Raw genomic sequence first — 17303 nt, 5'->3', positions numbered from 1 at the left:
CCAGGGCACCATGATGGCCGGGTGGACACGAGTGGCTACCCCTGCCCGGCGTGTGGCGCCCCGGCCGACCTGAGCGTCGGCTGCCGGCGCTGCGGGCGGGCCCCCGACCCGACCGCGGCCGAGGTGATCCGGCTCGACCGGGAGATCGTCGTGCTCTCCGGGCGGGCGGAGCAGGCCCGGCGGGCGTACGTCGAACTGGTCGAGGCGGTGCGGTCGGCGCAGGTCCGCCGGGCGGACCTGGCGGCCCGGGTCCGGGCGGCGATCCCGGTCGGTGCCCCGCGCCCGGCCGGGCCGGTTCCCGCCCCGCCGCCCCTCGTCGCACCGGCTCCCGTGCCGGCGGCCGGGCAGCAGGTGCGGCCGTCCGGCCCGGCGCTGCCGGTGCCCGGCCAGCAGGCGCAGCCGCCGGGTCCGGCCGTGCGGCTGCCCGGCCCGGTGCTGCCCGCGCCGGTCGGGGCGGTGCCGTCCGCGCCGTTCGGGGCGGTGCCGGCGCAGGTCGGCGGGGCGGAGACCTCCACCCGCACCGTGCAGGGGCTGCTCTTCGTGCTCGGCGGCCTGCTGCTCGGCACGGCGGCGGTGGTCTTCACGGCGGTCGCCTGGGCCACGGTGGGCGTAGCCGGCCGGGCGCTGATCCTGCTCGCGTTCACCGCGCTCGCCCTGGCCGTCCCGCCGGTCGCGGCGCGGCGCGGGCTGCGCGGCACGGCGGAGACGTTCGCCGCCGTGGGGCTGCTGCTGGTGGTGCTCGACGGGTACGCCGCCTGGTCGGTGGACCTGTTCGGGGTGGCCGGCTGGCCCGGTGCCCGCTACGCCGCGCTGGTCGGGGGGGTCAGCGCGGCGCTGGCGGCGGGCTACGGCCGGCTGACCCGGCTGACGGTGCCGTGGTTCGCGGCGTTGTTCACCGTGCAGCCGGTGCTGCCGCTGCTGGCCGGCCCGGCCCACCCGTCGGCCGCCGGTTGGACGGTGGTGTTCGTCGGCGTCGCGGCGCTGAACCTCGTCGTGGTCGCCGCCCTGCGCGACCGGGGACCGGCCCCGACGCCGGCCCCGGCCCCGCCGGGGTCGGCGGTCCAGCCGGCAGCGGCGCCGGCGTCAGCGCCGGTCGGGGAGGCGCCGGTCGGGGGAGCGCCGGTCGGGGCGGGGGCCGCCGGGGGGTCGGCCCCCGCCGCCGGCCGGGTGCTGGCCTGGCTCGGCTACGGCGGCGCGCTCCTCGTCGCGGCCGGCTGCGCGCTGGTGCCGCTCGCCGTGGGCCGGGCCGCCGGGTCGCCGCTGCTGGCCGGCGGGCCCCTGCTCCTGGTCAGCCTGGCCCTGCTCGGCGCGGCGCTGGTCGCCGGCGGCCGGTTGTTCCGCGCCGCCGCGGCGGGGGCGCTGGTCCCGGTGCTCGGCCTCGCGCTGCTGCGCCCGGTGGCGGAGCTGCGCTCCGGACTGCTGACGCTGGCCACGGCGCTCGTCGCGCTGGCGCTGGCCGGGGCGGTCCGGGCGCTGCCCCGTCGGGTCGGCACCGGGCCCAGGGCCGGTGCCCTGGTGGTCGCCGCCGGGGCGGCGCAGGTCGGCGCGCTGCTCGCCGTGCTGCTCGGCGCGGTCGCGGTGGGTCGGGTGCTGCCGCCCTGGTCGGGTGTCGGCCCGGGTCCGCACCTGCCCTGGGGGTGGCAGGTTCCGGTGGCCGTGGCCCTGGCGGCGGTCGCCCTGGCGGCGCTGCTGCCCCGGGTGGCCTGGCCGGTGATCGGGGTGGTCGCGGTCGCGTTCGCCACCCTCGGGGTGTCGGGCGTCGGGCCGCTGCCGTGGCCGGCGGTGCCGGCCGCCGGCCTGGTCGTCGGCGCGGGGCTGCTGCTGTTCGCCGTCACCCGGGCCCGGCCCTGGTGGGGCGTGCTGGCGGCGGCGGTCGCCGGTGCGGCGCTGGTCGGGCATGCGCTCCTGGTCGGCCTGGCCTACCCGGCCGGGGAGGCGGCGCTGCTCGGCGCGGTCGTCCCGCTCGGGCTGGCCGTCGCCGCCCTGGGCCGGCGGGCCGGCGGCGTCCGGCGGGGCGTCGCGGGGGCCGCCCTGGCCGCCGCGCTGTTGGCGGTGCCGGCGGCGGTCACCGTCGCGCTCTTCGCCGCCGGGGTGCCGCCCTGGTGGCAGGCGCGGGCCGCCCTCGCCGCCGTCGGGCTGCCGCTGGTCGCGCTGGTCGCCGTCCGCCGCCGGTGGCCCGAGCTGACCGGGTACGCCTCCGTCGCCTTCGCCGCCGGGTCCGCGCTGGTGGCGCTGGCCCCCCTGGTCGTACGGGTCGACGAGCCGGTGGCGCTCTACGCCGCGGTGGTGGTCCTGCTGACCGTGCTCGCCGGGCCGGGCACCCGGCCGACGGGAGCGCCGCTGGTCAGCGGCCTCGGCCTGCTCGCGGTGGCGCTGTTCGCCACCGCCGGGGTGCTCGCGCGGGTGCTCGTCGCCCCGTACGGGGAGGTGGCCGCGCCGTGGTCCGGCGCGCCCACCGGCGGCCCGGTCCCGGGGGCCACCCCGGCCGGCGTGGCCCTGCTCGTGCTGACCCTGGCCGCCGCGCTGGCGGGCCGTACGCCCGGCCCGGGGCGTTCCGCGACTCCGGTCGGCGGGGACGGGTTCCCGCCCGGGGCGGGGCTGCCCACGTCGTCCGGCGGGCAGCGGCCCCGGGCGGCGGGGTGGGCCGACGCGGCGCTGTCCGCGCTGCCGTTCGCCGCGGCGGCGCTGCCGGTGCTGCTCGCCGCCGCCGGCACGCCGTGGCCGGTGGTGCCGGCGGTGCTGCTGGCGACCGGGGTGGCCGCCCTGCTGGCCGCCGCCCTGGCCCGGCCCCGGCCGCTGCTCGTCGCGGTCACCGTGCCGGTGGGGCTGGTGGCCACCGTGACCGGGCTGGGCGGGCTGCTCGCCACCCGGGCCGGCACCCTCGCCGGCCTCGGGGCGCTGGTGGTGGCCGGCGTGGTGGCCGCCGTCGCGGGCCGGACGGGCGCGGCCCGGCTGGCCGCCGCCCTGACGGCGGTCGGGGCGGCGACCGGGTTCGCGGTCACCGCCGCGCTGGCGGCGAGCCTGCCGCTGCGTACGGCCTCCTTCGCCGTGCTGGCGGTGGCGGTGCTGGCCCTGGCCGCCGCCGCCCTCCCGTCCGGCGTCGACCCGATCCGGGGCCGGGTGCTCGACGTGGCCGCCCAGGCCGTGGCCCTGCTGGCGGTGCTGCTGGCCGCCGGGTCACCCCGGTACGCCGCCGCGGTCTGCGTGCTCTGGGGGGCCGCCGTGGGGCTGCGGCTGCTGCGCCGGGGCGAGCCGGCCGGGTGGCGCTGGGCGTTCGCGGGCGTCGCCGGGGGCAGCGAGCTGCTCGGCGCGTGGCTGCTGCTGATCGCGGGCGGGGTGGTGCTGCTGGAGGCGTACACCCTGCCGGCGGCGGGCCTGGCCCTGGCCGCGGGCGCGGTGGCCCTGCGCACCCGGCCGGGCCTGAACAGCTGGCTCGCGCTCGGGCCGGGGCTGGTCGCCGCGCTGCTGCCCAGCGGGGTGTCGGTGCTGTTCGCGCCCGATCCGCAGCCCTGGCGGCGGCTGCTGCTCGGGGCCGGCGCGCTGGCCGTGGTGCTGGCCGGCGCGGCCCGCCGCTGGCAGGCCCCGGTGCTGCTGGGCGGGGTCACCCTCGTCCTGCTCGCGCTGCACGAGCTGGCCCGCGGCTGGGACCTGCTGCCCCGGTGGATCTTCCTCGCGGTCGGCGGGCTGGCGCTGATCGGCCTGGCCGCGACGTACGAGCGACGCCGCCGCGACCTGGCCCGGTTCCGGGCGGCGGTGGGGCGGATGAGCTGACGGGCCGACCGGGTGGGGCCGGTGGGGCGGACGGGTCTGCCCGTGCCGGCCCCGCCCGGGGTAGGGAGCCCCCTACCCCGGATGCGGGTGCTCGCCGGGTTACCCAGGGCTACTGTTGCCGCGAGACTCGGTACAGGGCCCGCCGTCCGGCGTGGCCCGGGTGCCGACGTGCGGGGAGCTCACATCATGCTTGCAGCGACAGCGGACCCGCCGGCCCGGCGGGGCAGCGACTACGCCCGACTGTCCCGACTGGTCAGCGGGGCGGGCCTGCTCGACCGCCGGCCCGCCGGGTACGCCGTCCGGATCGCCCTGACCCTGGCGGCCTTCGTCGCCGGCTGGGTGGCGGTGCCGCTGGTCGGCGACTCCTGGTGGCAACTGCTGGTGGCGGCCGGCCTGGCCGTGGCCACCACCCAGGTGGCGTTCCTCGGGCACGACGCCGGCCACCGGCAGATGTTCCGCCGCCGGGGCCCGAGCGAGGCGGCCGGGCTGCTCGCCGGCAACCTGGCGGTCGGGCTCAGCTACGGCTGGTGGGTCGACAAGCACAACCGGCACCACGCCAACCCCAACCACCACGACGAGGACCCGGACGTCGGTGCCGGGGCGCTGGTCTGGTCGTACGAGCAGGCCGCCGCGACCCGGGGCATCGGCCGGCGGCTGGCCCGGCGGCAGGCGTGGCTGTTCTTCCCGATGCTGCTGCTGGAGGGGCTGGCCCTGCACGTGGCGAGCGTGCGGGCGCTGCTCGGGCGCGCCCCCGACGGCCGGTACGCCACCCCGGTGCGGCACCGGGCCGTCGAGGGGCTGCTGCTCGCGCTGCACGCGGCCGGCTACCTCGGCCTGCTGTTCGCGGTGCTGCCGCCGGGGAAGGCGCTGGCGTTCGTCGCCGTGCACCAGGGGCTGTGGGGGCTCTACATGGGGTGCGCGTTCGCCCCGAACCACAAGGGCATGCCGATGCCGAGGGCCGGCGAGGAGCTGGACTTCCTGCGCAAGCAGGTGCTCACCTCGCGCAACGTGCGGGGCGGCTGGTTCGTCGACGTCGCGCTGGGCGGGCTCAACTACCAGATCGAGCACCACCTCTTCCCCAACATGCCCCGGGGCAACCTGCGCCGGGCCCGGCCGATCGTGCGGGCGTACTGCGCCGAGCACGGGGTGCCGTACGTCGAGACCGGGCTGGTCGAGTCGTACCGGCAGGCGCTGGCCCACCTGCACGAGGTGGGCCGCCCGCTGCGGGGCTGAGCGGGACGCGGGCCGGGGCCGGGCCGGGACAGCACGGCCGCCCCGGCCCGGTGGGCAGGCGTCGGTCAGGTGCCGGCCCCGGTCAGCCCCGTCGGCGCCTCGACGACCTGGCTGGCCGGTGGCCGGGACACGGACACGGGCGTGCCCCAGTCGGAGTAGACGACGCTCATCGGTCCGAGCGTCGGGCTGACCACCGTGGTGTCGACCCCGAGCTTCTTCAACCGGCCCTGCTCGTCCACGGTGGCGGTGAACGGCACGGCCTTGGCCTTGTCGCTCAGGTCCGCCAGGGTCTTGCTGTCGGCCATGTTCTTCGAGTAGTCGAGGGTGCCCACGAAGGTGCCCGGACCGATGCGCCGCACCTCGACCACGGCGTCGAGCATCTTCCTGACGCCCACCGGGTCGTCGGCGGGCATCAGCCCGAGCTGCCCGCCCGAGCCGAGGCTGCGGGTGTCCAGGTGCAGCCACTTCCCGGACCCGCCGGTCGCGGCGCCGAGCTGGCCGCCCATCTTGACGTACGCGTCCCGGCCGATCATCAGGACGCGGGTCTCGCCGGCCGTGCCCAGCTCCATCGTCATGTCCATGGCCGGCACCTTCGGGTCGGACAGCCCGGTCCCGCTCAACCCCGTCGAGCTGACGTGGATCCGCATGCTCTCCTCGTTGAGCCTGAGCACGGCGGCCCGCAGCTCGTCGGCCGGGTCCGCGGTGGTCGCGCCCGCCGGGGCCGCGCTCGCGGCGCCGCCGTTGGCAGCCGGGGCGTCGGTCGTGGCCGGGCTGCCGCAACCGGTCACCGCGAGACCGAGGACGGCGACGTACGCGACCCCCGTGGTCGCCAGCCGTCGGAGTTTCGTCAACACGCGCTCCTCGCCAGGTTGAGGTGGGCCGGCCGGGCGTCACCGCCGCCGCCGGCCCGAGTCGGCGCTCAGCCTAGCGGCCGGCACCGACCGGCGGGCGTCGATGCCGGCGCACGTCGGACCGGCCCGTCGGTCCCCTGGCGGTAGGGTCTGGCCATGGCAGACGTGCTCACCGCCGAGGCGGTGCGAGACGGGCTGGGCGGCCTGGCCGGCTGGACGGGTGATCCCACCGGGATCAGCCGCACCGCCGAGCTGGGCAGCTTCCCGGCGGCCGTCGCGGTGGTCGACCGGGTCGCCGAGGTGGCCGAGGAGCTCGACCACCACCCCGACATCGACATCCGGTGGCGGACCCTCACCTTCCGCTGCGTCACCCACTCGGCCGGCGGGGTCACCCACCGGGACCTGGAGCTGGCGCGGCGCATCGACGACATTCTCCGGAGTGCCCGATGAGATTCGAGATCAGCAAGGTGCTCGACGCCATCGAGGGGCGGGTCTGCACCGACCCGTCGCTGGCGCGGGCCGTCCTCGACCTGGCCGAGGTGATCCGCTACCAGGACCTCGACGGCGGCCGGCCGGCGAACCTGCTCCGGCTCGGCATGGTGATCGACGCGCTCGCCCGCGACCTGGAGGAGGACAGCGTCCCGGTGTACGCGATCGTGCACCGGGCCCTGCTCTCCGACGCCGACCTCACCTCCAACGAGCGGATGGTGGTGCGCCGCTGGGCCGACGACGGCCTGGTGGAGGTGCTCGACCACCCGGGCGACCGGATGCTGGAGGTCGCCGACCTGCTGGGGCTGCCGGTGCTCAGCCGGGCCCGCTTCGACGGCCTGCGCGGCCGGTTCCCGTGGACCGTCGAGCAGCCCGGCCGGGTGCTCGCCCCGGTGCCCGGCGCGGGCGGGCCGGTGTTCATCGCCCACGTCGGCGGCGGCAACGTGCCGGTCGCCGGCACCCGCTCGGCGACGGGGGAGAAGCTGCTCGCCCGACAGTGGCGCTGCCCCGAGCCGGGCTGCGCGCTGTTCGGCGGCGGCGGGGGTGGCGGCGCGTTCGCCGACCTGGCCCGGGTCGAGCGGGCCCCGGCCGGGCAGCCGCCGCCCTCCCTGCGCGGCGGCGTGCCGACCTGCCCCCGGCACGGCGCGCGGCTCGGCGACGCCGGGCCCCGGCCGCGCACGGAGGTGCTGGCCGTACGCATCGGCGGGCTGATCCGCCGCCGGTTCGTGCTCACCGAGGAGCAGCCGGTGCTGGTCGGGCGCGCGCCGGAGCAGCAGGGCGGGATCGTGCTCGGCCAGTGGCTCAACGACGAGGCGCGGCGCTGGATCAGCCGTGGCCACGTCCGCTTCGAGCTTCGCGTCGGCGAGGTGATCGTCACCGACGTGAGCACCAACGGGTCGGGGATCCGCCCCGGCGGCTCGATGACGGAGGCGGACCGGATCGCGCTCAAGCCGCAGCAGTCGCGGGTGTTGTCCGCCGGGGACATGGTCGAGCTGTATCCGGGGGTGCAGGTCGGCCGCGCCGACGAGCTGCCCTCGGGTGCGCCGTTCACCCCGACCTCGGTGATGGCCGAGGCTCCGACGATGGCGATGCGCCTGCCCCGGCCCTGAGCCGGGTGCGCCGGCGGGCGCCGGGCCGTGGCCCGACGCCCGCCGACGTCGTACGGTCAGTCGGCCAGCACGGCGGCGAGCTGGGCGACCGCGTGGTCGATCTCCTCGGCGGTGATGACCAGCGGCGGGGCGAGCCGGATCGTGGAGCCGTGGGTGTCCTTGGCCAGCACGCCACGGGCCATCAGCCGCTCGCACGCCTGCCGGCCGGTCATCAGCGCCGGGTCGATGTCGAGGCCGGCCCAGAGCCCCCGGCCCCGCACGGCGACGAGGCCCCGGCCGACGAGGCCGCGCAGCCCGGCGTGCAGCCGCTCGCCCAGCTCCGCCGACTGGCGCTGGAACTCGCCGGTGGCCAGCAGCCGGACGACCTCGGTGGCCACCGCGCAGGCCAGCGGGTTGCCGCCGAACGTCGAGCCGTGCTGGCCGGGCTGGAGCACCCCGAGCACGTCGGCGTTCGCGGCGACGGCGGAGACGGGCACGATGCCGCCGCCCAGCGCCTTGCCCAGCAGGTACATGTCGGGCACGACGTCGTCGTGGTCGCAGGCGAACGTCGCCCCGGTGCGACCCAGGCCGGACTGGATCTCGTCGGCGAGGAACAGCACGTTGCGCTCGGTGCAGACCCGCCGTACGCCCGGCAGGTAGCCGGCCGGCGGCACCACGACGCCCTGCTCGCCCTGGATCGGCTCCAGCAGCACGGCCACGGTGTTGTCGTCGATCGCCGCCTCCAGCGCCGCCAGGTCGCCGTAGGGGACCACGGTGAAGCCCGGCGTGTACGGCCCGAAGTCGGCGCGCGCGTCCTCATCCGTGGAGAAGCTCACGATGGTGGTCGTACGCCCGTGGAAGTTGCCCTCGGCCACCACGATGTTCGCCTGCCCGGCCGGGACGCCCTTGACCCGGTAGCCCCACTTGCGGGCCACCTTGATCCCGGTCTCGACGGCCTCCGCGCCGGTGTTCATCGGCAGGACCATGTCCTTGCCGCACAGCTCGGCCAGCTCCCGGCAGAAGTCGGCGAACTGGTCGTGGATGAACGCCCGGCTGGTGAGGGTCAGCCGGTCGAGCTGCGCGTGCGCGGCGGCGATCAGCCGGGGGTGCCGGTGACCGAAGTTGAGCGCCGAGTATCCGGCGAGGCAGTCCAGGTAGCGCCGCCCGTCGACGTCGGTGAGCCAGGCGCCCTCGGCGGAGCTGACCACCACCGGCAGCGGGTGGTAGTTGTGCGCGGTGTGGCGCTCGGCGTCCCGGACCGCCCCCGGCGTCCGCAGCATGTCTTCCACGATCACTTGCTCGCCTTTCCCTGACGGAGTCGCAACGTGCAGCACTTCGGTCCGCCGCCGGCCTTGCGCAGCTCGGACAGGTCCACCCCGATGGTCTCGTAGCCCCGGTCGCGCAGTTGCGCGGCCAGGCCGGTGGCCTGCTCGGGCAGCACCACGTGCCGGCCGTCGCTGACGGCGTTGAGGCCGAGCACCTCGGCGTCGGCGGCGGTGGCGTGGACGGCGTCGGGGAAGAGGCGGCGCAGCGCGGCCCGGCTGCCGGGCGAGAACGCCTCCGGCAGGTACGCCACGGTGCGCTCGTCGAGCACGGTGAGCGCGGTGTCCAGGTGGTAGAAGCGGGGGTCGACCAGCTGGAGGGTGATCACCGGATAGCCGAAGACCTCCTGGAGCTGGGCGTGCGCGGCGTGCGCCGTGCGGAACCCGGTGCCGGCGAGCAGCACGTCCCCGGCGAGCAGGATGTCGCCCTCGCCCTCGTTGACGTGCTTCGGGTCGTGCAGCTCGAAGCCCGCGGCGGCGAACCAGGCCCGGTACGCGGGGGCCTCGTCGGCGCGCTGCGGGTCGCGGAACTGCACGGACATCGCCTTGCCGTCGATCACGGTGCCGCCGTTGGCGGCGAAGACCATGTCGGGCAGGCCGGGGACGGGCACGATCTCCTCGACGGTGTGGCCCAGCTCGCGGTAGACCTGCCGGAGCCGCTCCCACTGCCGCACGGCCAGCCCGGCGTCGACGGGGGCGGTCGGGTCCATCCAGGGGTTGATCGCGTAGTCGACGGCGAAGTACGTCGGCCGGCACATCAGAAAGCGCTGGCTGGTGGCGTCCATCGTCACTGTCCTGCTCCCATGGGTCGGGCGCGCCCGGCCACCTTCGGCCCACGGGCTGGCGCCGTTGCCCAACGGTATGCGGGCACAGCGACGACATCCACCGCCGGAAGTTGCGTCGCCCGACGATTCGTTGCGTCTCGCACCCCGGGGACGGCGATGTGTTGCGCTGTCGCCGCCCCCGCGCTTGTCCGGCCGTCTCCTCCGCCGCTGGCGACTGCCGCCGTCACACGGTGGGCGTCGTGCCCTCTACGCCCAGGTGCACCCGGTGGTGGCGGGGAGCGTCGATCTCGTCGAGCAGGGCGAGGGCCAGATCCGGGTAGGTGATCCGGCTGCCGGCGTCCCCCGAGGCGAACCGGTAGCCCCCGGCGGGCTGGCCGGTGTGGTCGAAGTCCCCGGCCGGGCTGAGCACCAGCCAGTCCGGCGCGCCCTCGGCCCGGCGCAGCGCCTCGTTGCCGGCACCGTGCCCCAGGCAGAACGCCCGGTACTCCTGAGGGTAGCCGGGGGTGTCCAGCAGCAGGGCCCCGGTCTCGGTGGGCAGGACGGCGGCCAGCCCCACGACCACCAGCCGGCCCACCCCGGCCCGCCCCAGCCCGGCCGCGAGCGCGCGGGCGGCGGCCGGGAAGAACACGTCGGCCGGTACGCCCAGGTCGGCGGCGGCGTGCACGGCCGCGTCGTGTCCGGCCGCCAGTTCGGCGACCCGCCCCGCGTCGGTGACGTCACCGGCGGCGACCCGGACGCCCCGCCCGGCCGCCAGGGCGGGGTGGCGGGCCGGGTCCCGCACGACGGCGGTCACCTCGTGACCACGCGCCCGCGCCTCGGCCACCACGGCCCGGCCGGCCCGGCCACCGGCCCCGAAGACGACGATCCCACTCATCGACGTACCCCCTCGCTCCGGTCGCCCCGCCGGCGACCTCGCAGCGACGCTAGCCGGGGGGCCGGTTACCACCCGGATACCGATTACGGTGAGTGTCATGGCGACGCCACTGGACCCGGAGATGTTCGACCCGCTCTGCCCGTCGGACCTGTCGCCGTTCCGGTTCGGCGACAAGTGGGGCGGCATGGTGATCCGCTGCCTGGAGGGCGGCCCCCGACGCTTCTCCGAGCTGCGGGTGCCCCTGCGCGGGGTCAGCGCCAAGGCCCTCACCGCCTCGCTGCGCCGGCTGGAGGCCAGCGGCCTTTTGCGCCGCTCGGAGCAGCCCGGCCCGCCGCGTCGGGTCGAGTACGCCCTCACCGCGCTCGGCCGCAGCATGCTCGGCCCGATCGAGGCCGTCTGCGCGTGGAACCGCGAGCACTGGGACGAGCTTCTCGACGCCCGGGAGGGCGTCGCCCGCCGGGACTGAGGCGGGGACCCGGGGGCGGGGCCCACCCCGGGGGTGCCACCCGGGCATGCTCGCCGGACATGCTTCGGGGGCGGCGAATCGCCGCCCCCGAAAAGGTGTGCCCGGCCGGTGAACCACCGGAGTGGTCGGGCTGCCGGCGAGTCGCCGGGTCGCACAGTCCCGGTGCACCACCGGGTCCCACAGTCCCGGCGCACCGCCGGGGTCGAGCATCCCCGGTGCACCACCGGGTCGATCAGGGCCGGCGCACCGCCGGGTCGAACTGTGCCGGCGTACCGCCGGCGGGGTCCAATGTGCCCGTCAGAGGCGATCGACAAACTGTGAGTCGAGCCACTCGCGCAGCCGCTGCACCCAGTCGCCGTCCGTGGTGGGCCAGACGAACTGCCCGGTCATCGCCAGCACCCCGAGCACCACGGCGGCCACGCCGAAGGCCATGCCCAGCAGCGCGTCCGTCTTGCCCGCGATGTGCCGGCGGCGGGTGGCGAGCAGGCCGAACACCGACAGCACCGCGCCCAGCGCGCCGACCGCGATGCCGTACCCGGCGAGGGTGCCGGTCAGCACGGCGGCCAGCCCGGCGACGCCGACGACCAGGCCGAGGGTGGCGAGCAGGCTGGCCCTCGGCTTCGGCCCGGCCACCACCGGCACCGGCTCCCGCCGGGTCTCGGCGTCGGCGTCGACCCGGTCGGCCGGCAGGGGCCGTTCGGTGGTGCGGTCCCGGTCGGCCGGCAGCGGCCGTTCGGTGGTGCGGTCCGTCGCCGGTGCGGCCGTGGGAGCCGCCGGCAGGGTCCGGGTGACGCCGCGTTCCCGGTCGGCGGCCCGCTCCGGGTCCGGGGAGTCCACGGTGGGCGCGGCGGTGGCCGGGCGGCGCAGCTCGCCGTCCGGGGTGCGGGCGGTGGCCGCGCGGGCGGTGGCGGCCCGGGCCAGGGCCCCCCGCTCGGCGGCCCGTCGCTCCACGTCGGAGGCCCGCTCGCCGTCGGTGGCGGTCGCGCTGCTGCGGTACGTCGTCTGCTCCCCGCCCCGGTCGGTGACCACCGGCTGCCCGTCGGGGCGGCCGTCGGTGCCGGACGCGACGGTTCCGTCGCGCTCGTCGACCCGGCCGTCGCCGTTGCTGTCGTACGTCGTCGCCGGCTCGTTCCGGCGGGACAACAGCGAAGGAATCTTCACCTCATCACCTCCTGATGAACGCGTGGAGACCTCGGAAGCGCCGGTGGCAGCCACGCGGTAACGCCACCGAGGTACCCAGCCGCCGATCCGGCGACACCCGGTTCACCCGATCGGGGCGCGCCGCCCCCGCCGCGTCCGCCGTAGCGCCGAGATCTTGGTGAGAAATGGCCCCTCTGGGGGCCGAAACTTACCAAGATCTGCTTCGGCTGCGTGTGCGTGTGTCCAGGTGGTCAGCGGCGGCCTGCCGCGCGTCCGACCGGCATGTCAGCACGGCGGTCACCTTGGCCCGGCCTAGGGGCGGCAGCCGGCCGTATCGGCCTGCGCGGGGTTGGTGCAGGGCGCGGGAGTTGCAGCCGCTCACGCCGCTGCCGAGCGAGCTCCGGCTCCAGCAGGAGTACGGCGTGGCACGAGGCACGGTCCGTGCCGCGATCGCCCTGCTGCGCGAGCGCGGGCTGGTCATGACCATGCCGCAGCGCGGGACGTACGTCACCGAGGGCCGCTGAACCCACTGCTGACTATGCTGGCGGCCGTGCCAGAGGGACACACCATCCACCGCCTCGCCGCCCGGCACGCCGAGCTGTTCGCCGGGGCCGAGGTGCGGGCCACCAGCCCGCAGGGCCGCTTCGCCGACGGCGCGGCCCTGCTCTCCGGCACCGTCCTGGAGGGCACCGAGGCGTACGGCAAGCACCTGCTGCACCACCACGCGAACGGGCTGACCCTGCACGTGCACCTCGGCCTGTACGGCAAGTTCGCCGACGGGTCGGGCGAGCCCCCGCCGCCCGTCGGTCAGGTGCGGCTGCGGCTGACCGGCGACGGTTCGCGTACGCGCTCCGGGCCGGAAGCGTCGCACCACGGGCACTGGCTGGACCTGCGCGGCCCGAACGCCTGCGAGCTGCTCACCCCGCCCGAGGTGGCGGCGCTGCGCGACCGCCTCGGCCCCGACCCGCTGCGCGCCGACGCCGACCCGGCCCGCGCGTACGCCCGGATCTCCCGCAGCGCGACCCCGCTCGCGGCGCTGCTGCTCGACCAGTCGGTGGTGGCCGGCACCGGCCTGATCTTCGTCACGGAGGCGTTGTTCCGGGCGGGCCTGTCGCCGCTGCTGCCCGGCCGGGAGCTGACCCCGGCCCGGTGGCGGGAGCTGTGGGCGGACCTGGTGCACCTGATGACCCGGGCCGTCGAGGCGGGCCGGATCGACACCGTGCGGGACGCCCACCTGCCGGAGGCCACCGGCCGCGCGCCCCGGGTGGACCGGCACGGCGGCGAGGTCTACGTCTACCGCCGCCCCGGCCAGCCGTGTCACGTCTGCGGCGACGAGGTGCGCCGGGGCGAGCTGGCGGGCCGCAACCTCTACTGGTGCCCCACCTGCCAGCCCGGTCGGGCCTGACCCGCCGCCGCTCAGGCGAGGTCGAGCAGCCAGCGGACGATCTCGGCGTGCTCGGTGAACACGACGTCATCGGTCATGCTCCAGGCCAGCGTGTGCCCGATCGCCCAGCCCAGCACCCGCTCGCGGTCCAGGCCCAGCTCGCCGGTCAGTTTGTCCAGCCGCCGCCGCAGCGCCGCCGGGGAGTGGCCCAGCTCCTGGCCCCGGACGATCGCCACCACGCCGAACTCGCGCTCCCCGACCAGCGGTTTCGGGTCGATCACCAGCCACGGCTCGCGGGTGGCCCGCAGGATGTTGCCGGCGTGCAGGTCCTGGTTGACCAGCACCTGCTCGCCCTGCGTGTCGACCAGCTCGGCGAGCCGGCCGAGCGCGGCGTCGAGCAGCCGGCGCTCGAACGGCCGGCCGAGCCGCTCCCAGCGCACCGGCAGCCGCTCCGACCAGCCCGCCGCCTCCTCGGCCAGCGGCGTGAACGGCGCGCCGACGGGTCGCCACAGCCGGGGCAGCAGCCCGGCGACGACGTCCAGCGCCTCGTCGAGCGTCACCTGCGGCGCTCCGTCCCGACCGAAGGCGTGCAGCTGCGTGCCCGGGTCGCAGCGCTCCACCAGCAGCGCTCGCCGACCCGGGTCGTGGGCCAGCAGCCGGGCCGCCCCGTCGCCCGCCCAGCACGCCAGGGCCGTGGCCTCGTGCACGCTGTCGGCGTCGGGAAGCTGGAGCTTGAGCACCGCCCGGGTGCCGTCGGGCAGCTCGACCGGCCGCGCCAGGGAGGCGAACGCGTACGGGAAGGGCGGGCCGGTGAGCCGCAGCCCCCACTGCTCGACGCAGTCGGCGAGCCGGCCCGGCAGCGCCGCCAGCCAGGCCCGGCCGAAGGGCGTCCGCCGCAACCAGCTCAGCCGCTCGGGGATCTCCAGCTCCGTCTCCATCGGACCATCCTGCCCCACCGCCGCTGCGCGCCAGGGACCGCTCAGCGCAGCCGGCGGATGTCGCCGTACGCCCGGTAGAAGCCGCCCCGGCCCGCCTCGCGGACCTCGGTGACCAGGTAGCGCGCGCCCGGCTCGCGGATGCCCTTGGGGAACTGCACCGACCAGTCCCGTCGGTAGCCGTCGGAGAGCACGTGGACGCGCAGCCGGCCGCCGTCGTCGACGCACTGCACCACCACGCCGCCCCGGTCGTCGGTGACCACCTCCACGGTGGTCCACGCCGCCGGCTCGGGCTGCCGGGCGGGGGCCTTGACGTCCACCACCTCCGGCACGGTGCCCGCCTCGGCGGCCCGGATCGCCGGCTCGCTGGCGTCGACGCAGGCCAGATAGCCGCTGGTGGTGACCACGTAGAGCCGGTCGTCGTGGAACTGCATCGAGTAGGCCGAGCCGCAGCCGGTGCCGAGCTTCCACAGCCGGTTGCCGGCCGCGTCGAAGCAGTAGATCGACGACTGGTTGTCGCCGGCGAAGACGTACCGGCCGTCCTCGGCGGTGGCGCACGAGAAGACCGGGGCGTCGCAGCGGTAGATCTGCTCGGCCCGCCCGTCCTTGCGCAGCCGCACCACCTCGCGGGTGCCGGTGCCGGCGAACACGGCGTCGCGCTCCTGCCAGCCGAACAGCACCGACCCGGTGCGGGTGTGCCACAGCTCCCGGCCGGTGCGCCAGTCGTAGCCGGTGACCCCCTGCGAGTGGCCGTGGTAGAGCGCGTCGGCGTCGCAGCGCACCATCCACGCCGCCCGGCCGCGCCCCGGCCGCCGCCACAGGAACTCGTCCTCGTGGTCGATCGCGGCGATGCCGCCGTCGGCGTCGGCGACGCCCAGCACCCCGTCGTGGATGTCCAGCCAGTAGATGTCGATGTCGGGGGCGATCGCGTACGCCACCCGGGGCACCTTGCCGGACAGGTCGTAGACGTTGCCGTCGTCGCAGCCCGCGTAGAGCCAGGCGTCGTCGGCGACGATGCACTTCACCCCGTCGGGCAGGCGGACCTGGTCGAGCACCCGGGCGTCGTGGTCGAGGGTGGTGATGACCCCGTGCTCGTTGCCGACCATGCAGTGCCGCCCGTCGACGAAGATGCCGAACGCGGGCGCGCCCGAGGCGTACCGCCACAGCACGGGGGCGGTGCGGGCCGTCGAGCGGGTGCTGACGATCTGCCGCCGCGACACGGGCCGCTTCTGGCGGACGCCGGGCACCGCCGGGGCGTACCCCTTGCGGACCTTCTCGCCGATCTTCTTCGCGGCGGCGGCGCGGGCGCGCGCGTTGTCCGGGTAGGACGTGGTCTTCACCTGGCCCTGGTCGCCGATCCGGCCGTAGCGCAGCGTCAGCGCGGTGTCGTCCACCACCACCTCGTAGAACTTGTGCGCCGCACCGTCCGCTTCGGACAGTTCGAGGTAGGTCGTCTCCTGCGACATGGCGATGCCTTTCGAGGGGGTGGGGCGCCGGACCCGGCACCGCGACTGCGCCCACACGCTAACCGCGCCCCCCGACACTCACCCCTGGTGCAGGGCGTCGACCGCCTTGCGGGCCGCGATCAGCACCGGGTCCCACACCGGCGCGTACGGCGGGGCGTAGCCGAGGTCGAGGGCGGTCATCTCGTCCACCGTCATCTCGTTCCACAGCGCCACGGCCAGCGTGTCGATCCGCTTCGCCGCCTCGGACCAGCCGACGATCTGCGCCCCGAGCAGCCGCCCGCTGGACCGCTCGGCGATCAGCTTCACCGTCATCGTCCGCGCCCCCGGGTAGTAGCCGGCCCGGTTCGTCGACTCGGCCCGCACCGACACGAACTCGAACCCGCTGGCCGCGGCGTCCCGCTCGCGCAGGCCGGTGCGCCCCACCTCCAGCTCGCAGACCTTCGTCACGGCCGTGCCGATGACGCCGGGGAAGGTGGCGTACCCGCCGCCGAGGTTGATCCCCGCGACCCGGCCCTGCTTGTTGGCGTGGGTGCCCAGCGGCACGTGCACGGGCAGCCCGCTGACCCGGTGCAGGGTCTCGACGCAGTCGCCCGCCGCCCACACCCCCGGCACCCCGGGCACCCGCATCCGCCGGTCCACCCGGATCCCCCCGGAGAGGCCGACGGGCAGGCCGGCGGCCTCGGCGAGGGCGGTGTCGGGGCGTACCCCCAGGCCCAGGACCACGACGTCGGCCGGCAGCGGCCCGTCGGCGGTGACCACCGCGGACACCCGCCCGGCCCGGCCGTCGAGCCCGGTCACCTCGACTCCGGTGCGGATGTCGATGCCGATGCCGCGCATCGCGTCGGCGACCAGCGCCGCCATGTCGGGGTCGACGGTCGCCATCGGCTGGTCGGCCTGCTCGACGAGGGTGACCGACAGGCCGCGCTGGATCAGCGCCTCGGCCATCTCCACCCCGATGTAGCCGCCGCCCACCACCACCGCGCGGCGCGGCGCGGGCTCGGCGTCCAGCCACGCGCGCAGCGCCGAGGCGTCGTCGAGGGTCTGCACGCCGAAGACGCCCCGCACCTCGGGGTCGGCCCAGTCGGGCCGCTTCGGCACCGCCCCGGTGGCGTACACCAGCTCGTCGAAGGGCTCGCGGACCTCGCCGCCGCCGTCGAGGTCGCGGGCGACGACCTCCCGGCGGGCCAGGTCGATCGCGGTGACCTCGTGCCGCAGCCGGACGTCGATGTCGAAGTCGGCGCGGAAGGTCGCCGGGTCGCGGGCGATGAGCTGGTCCCGCTCCGGGACCACCCCGCTGATCCAGTACGGGATGCCGCACGCCGAGTACGACGTGAAGTGCCCCCGCTCGAACGCCACGATCTCCAGGTCGGACCGGTCGCGGCGGCGGCGCGCCTGGGAGGCCGCCGCCATGCCGGCGGCGTCCCCGCCGACGACGATCAGCCGTTGCGCCACGACGACCATCCTGTCACGCCGCGCCCCGCCCCGGGCCGGTCCCGGCG

15 protein-coding genes are annotated in these 17303 nt (G+C 76.8%); 7 read left to right on the top strand and 8 right to left on the bottom strand.

What is annotated here, in order from left to right; translation table 11 throughout:
• Positions 1-21 precede the first annotated feature (21 nt).
• Both ACVMYR_RS11175 and ACVMYR_RS11170 read left to right on the top strand, forming a co-directional pair.
• Positions 22-3771: an SCO7613 C-terminal domain-containing membrane protein gene (locus ACVMYR_RS11175; RefSeq protein ID WP_457121782.1), complete on the top strand. Its 3750-nt coding sequence runs from the start codon at positions 22-24 to the stop codon at positions 3769-3771.
• 186 nt (positions 3772-3957) lie between these two features.
• Positions 3958-5004 (top strand): fatty acid desaturase family protein, encoded by a 1047-nt coding sequence (locus ACVMYR_RS11170; protein ID WP_077938490.1) that lies wholly within the window; start codon positions 3958-3960, stop codon positions 5002-5004.
• Positions 5005-5069: 65 nt separating this feature from the next.
• Here ACVMYR_RS11170 and ACVMYR_RS11165 read toward each other — a convergent pair whose 3' ends face one another.
• Positions 5070-5855 (bottom strand): hypothetical protein, encoded by a 786-nt coding sequence (locus ACVMYR_RS11165; RefSeq protein ID WP_457121781.1) that lies wholly within the window; start codon positions 5853-5855, stop codon positions 5070-5072.
• A gap of 156 nt (positions 5856-6011) precedes the next feature.
• Here ACVMYR_RS11165 and ACVMYR_RS11160 point away from each other — a divergent pair, with 156 nt between their 5' ends.
• On the top strand, positions 6012-6305 hold the full coding sequence (locus ACVMYR_RS11160) for a 4a-hydroxytetrahydrobiopterin dehydratase (protein WP_043965956.1): 294 nt from the start codon (positions 6012-6014) through the stop codon (positions 6303-6305).
• Positions 6302-7453 carry an FHA domain-containing protein gene (locus ACVMYR_RS11155; RefSeq protein ID WP_043965959.1) on the top strand — a complete coding sequence of 384 codons (1152 nt, stop codon included), beginning with the start codon at positions 6302-6304 and terminating at the stop codon, positions 7451-7453. The genes ACVMYR_RS11160 and ACVMYR_RS11155 overlap by 4 nt, the downstream gene beginning before the upstream one ends.
• 56 nt (positions 7454-7509) lie before the next feature.
• On the opposite strand, the gene rocD is transcribed toward ACVMYR_RS11155, so the two are convergent.
• The 3 genes from rocD to ACVMYR_RS11140 all read right to left on the bottom strand — a co-directional run bounded on the left by rocD (position 7510) and on the right by ACVMYR_RS11140 (position 10413).
• Positions 7510-8724, bottom strand: coding sequence for an ornithine--oxo-acid transaminase (gene rocD / locus ACVMYR_RS11150; RefSeq protein ID WP_457122040.1), 1215 nt, complete (start codon positions 8722-8724; stop codon positions 7510-7512).
• On the bottom strand, positions 8724-9539 hold the full coding sequence (gene ddaH, locus ACVMYR_RS11145; protein ID WP_457121780.1) for a dimethylargininase: 816 nt from the start codon (positions 9537-9539) through the stop codon (positions 8724-8726). The genes rocD and ddaH overlap by 1 nt, the downstream gene beginning before the upstream one ends.
• Positions 9540-9762: 223 nt before the next feature.
• Positions 9763-10413 (bottom strand): NAD(P)-dependent oxidoreductase, encoded by a 651-nt coding sequence (locus tag ACVMYR_RS11140; protein WP_396789095.1) that lies wholly within the window; start codon positions 10411-10413, stop codon positions 9763-9765.
• Between the two features lie 97 nt (positions 10414-10510).
• Between ACVMYR_RS11140 and ACVMYR_RS11135 the strand changes: the two genes are divergently transcribed.
• Positions 10511-10879 carry a winged helix-turn-helix transcriptional regulator gene (locus ACVMYR_RS11135; RefSeq protein ID WP_457121779.1) on the top strand — a complete coding sequence of 123 codons (369 nt, stop codon included), beginning with the start codon at positions 10511-10513 and terminating at the stop codon, positions 10877-10879.
• A gap of 297 nt (positions 10880-11176) precedes the next feature.
• On the opposite strand, the gene ACVMYR_RS11130 is transcribed toward ACVMYR_RS11135, so the two are convergent.
• Complete coding sequence (locus tag ACVMYR_RS11130) at positions 11177-12040, bottom strand: thrombospondin (protein ID WP_457121778.1); 864 nt, start codon at positions 12038-12040, stop codon at positions 11177-11179.
• Between the two features lie 347 nt (positions 12041-12387).
• Between ACVMYR_RS11130 and ACVMYR_RS11125 the strand changes: the two genes are divergently transcribed.
• Both ACVMYR_RS11125 and ACVMYR_RS11120 read left to right on the top strand, forming a co-directional pair.
• Positions 12388-12543 (top strand): GntR family transcriptional regulator, encoded by a 156-nt coding sequence (locus tag ACVMYR_RS11125; protein WP_457121777.1) that lies wholly within the window; start codon positions 12388-12390, stop codon positions 12541-12543.
• A gap of 26 nt (positions 12544-12569) precedes the next feature.
• Positions 12570-13424: an Fpg/Nei family DNA glycosylase gene (locus ACVMYR_RS11120; protein WP_077938496.1), complete on the top strand. Its 855-nt coding sequence runs from the start codon at positions 12570-12572 to the stop codon at positions 13422-13424.
• Positions 13425-13435: 11 nt separating this feature from the next.
• Here the strand turns inward: ACVMYR_RS11120 and ACVMYR_RS11115 are convergent, their stop codons facing one another.
• The 3 genes from ACVMYR_RS11115 to ACVMYR_RS11105 all read right to left on the bottom strand — a co-directional run bounded on the left by ACVMYR_RS11115 (position 13436) and on the right by ACVMYR_RS11105 (position 17256).
• The gene (locus tag ACVMYR_RS11115) at positions 13436-14341 is read right to left on the bottom strand and encodes an aminoglycoside phosphotransferase family protein (protein WP_457121776.1); all 906 of its coding nucleotides are present in this window, start codon (positions 14339-14341) and stop codon (positions 13436-13438) included.
• A gap of 41 nt (positions 14342-14382) precedes the next feature.
• The gene (locus ACVMYR_RS11110; protein ID WP_457121775.1) at positions 14383-15804 is read right to left on the bottom strand and encodes a WGR domain-containing protein; all 1422 of its coding nucleotides are present in this window, start codon (positions 15802-15804) and stop codon (positions 14383-14385) included.
• Between the two features lie 78 nt (positions 15805-15882).
• Positions 15883-17256 carry an FAD-dependent oxidoreductase gene (locus ACVMYR_RS11105; protein ID WP_077938501.1) on the bottom strand — a complete coding sequence of 458 codons (1374 nt, stop codon included), beginning with the start codon at positions 17254-17256 and terminating at the stop codon, positions 15883-15885.
• Between the last annotated feature and the right edge of the window lie 47 nt (positions 17257-17303).

The organism is Micromonospora sp. PTRAS2 (assembly GCF_054052245.1).
Note: the sequence above shows the minus strand (reverse complement) of the source record. Positions and strands in the feature narration are given on the sequence as shown.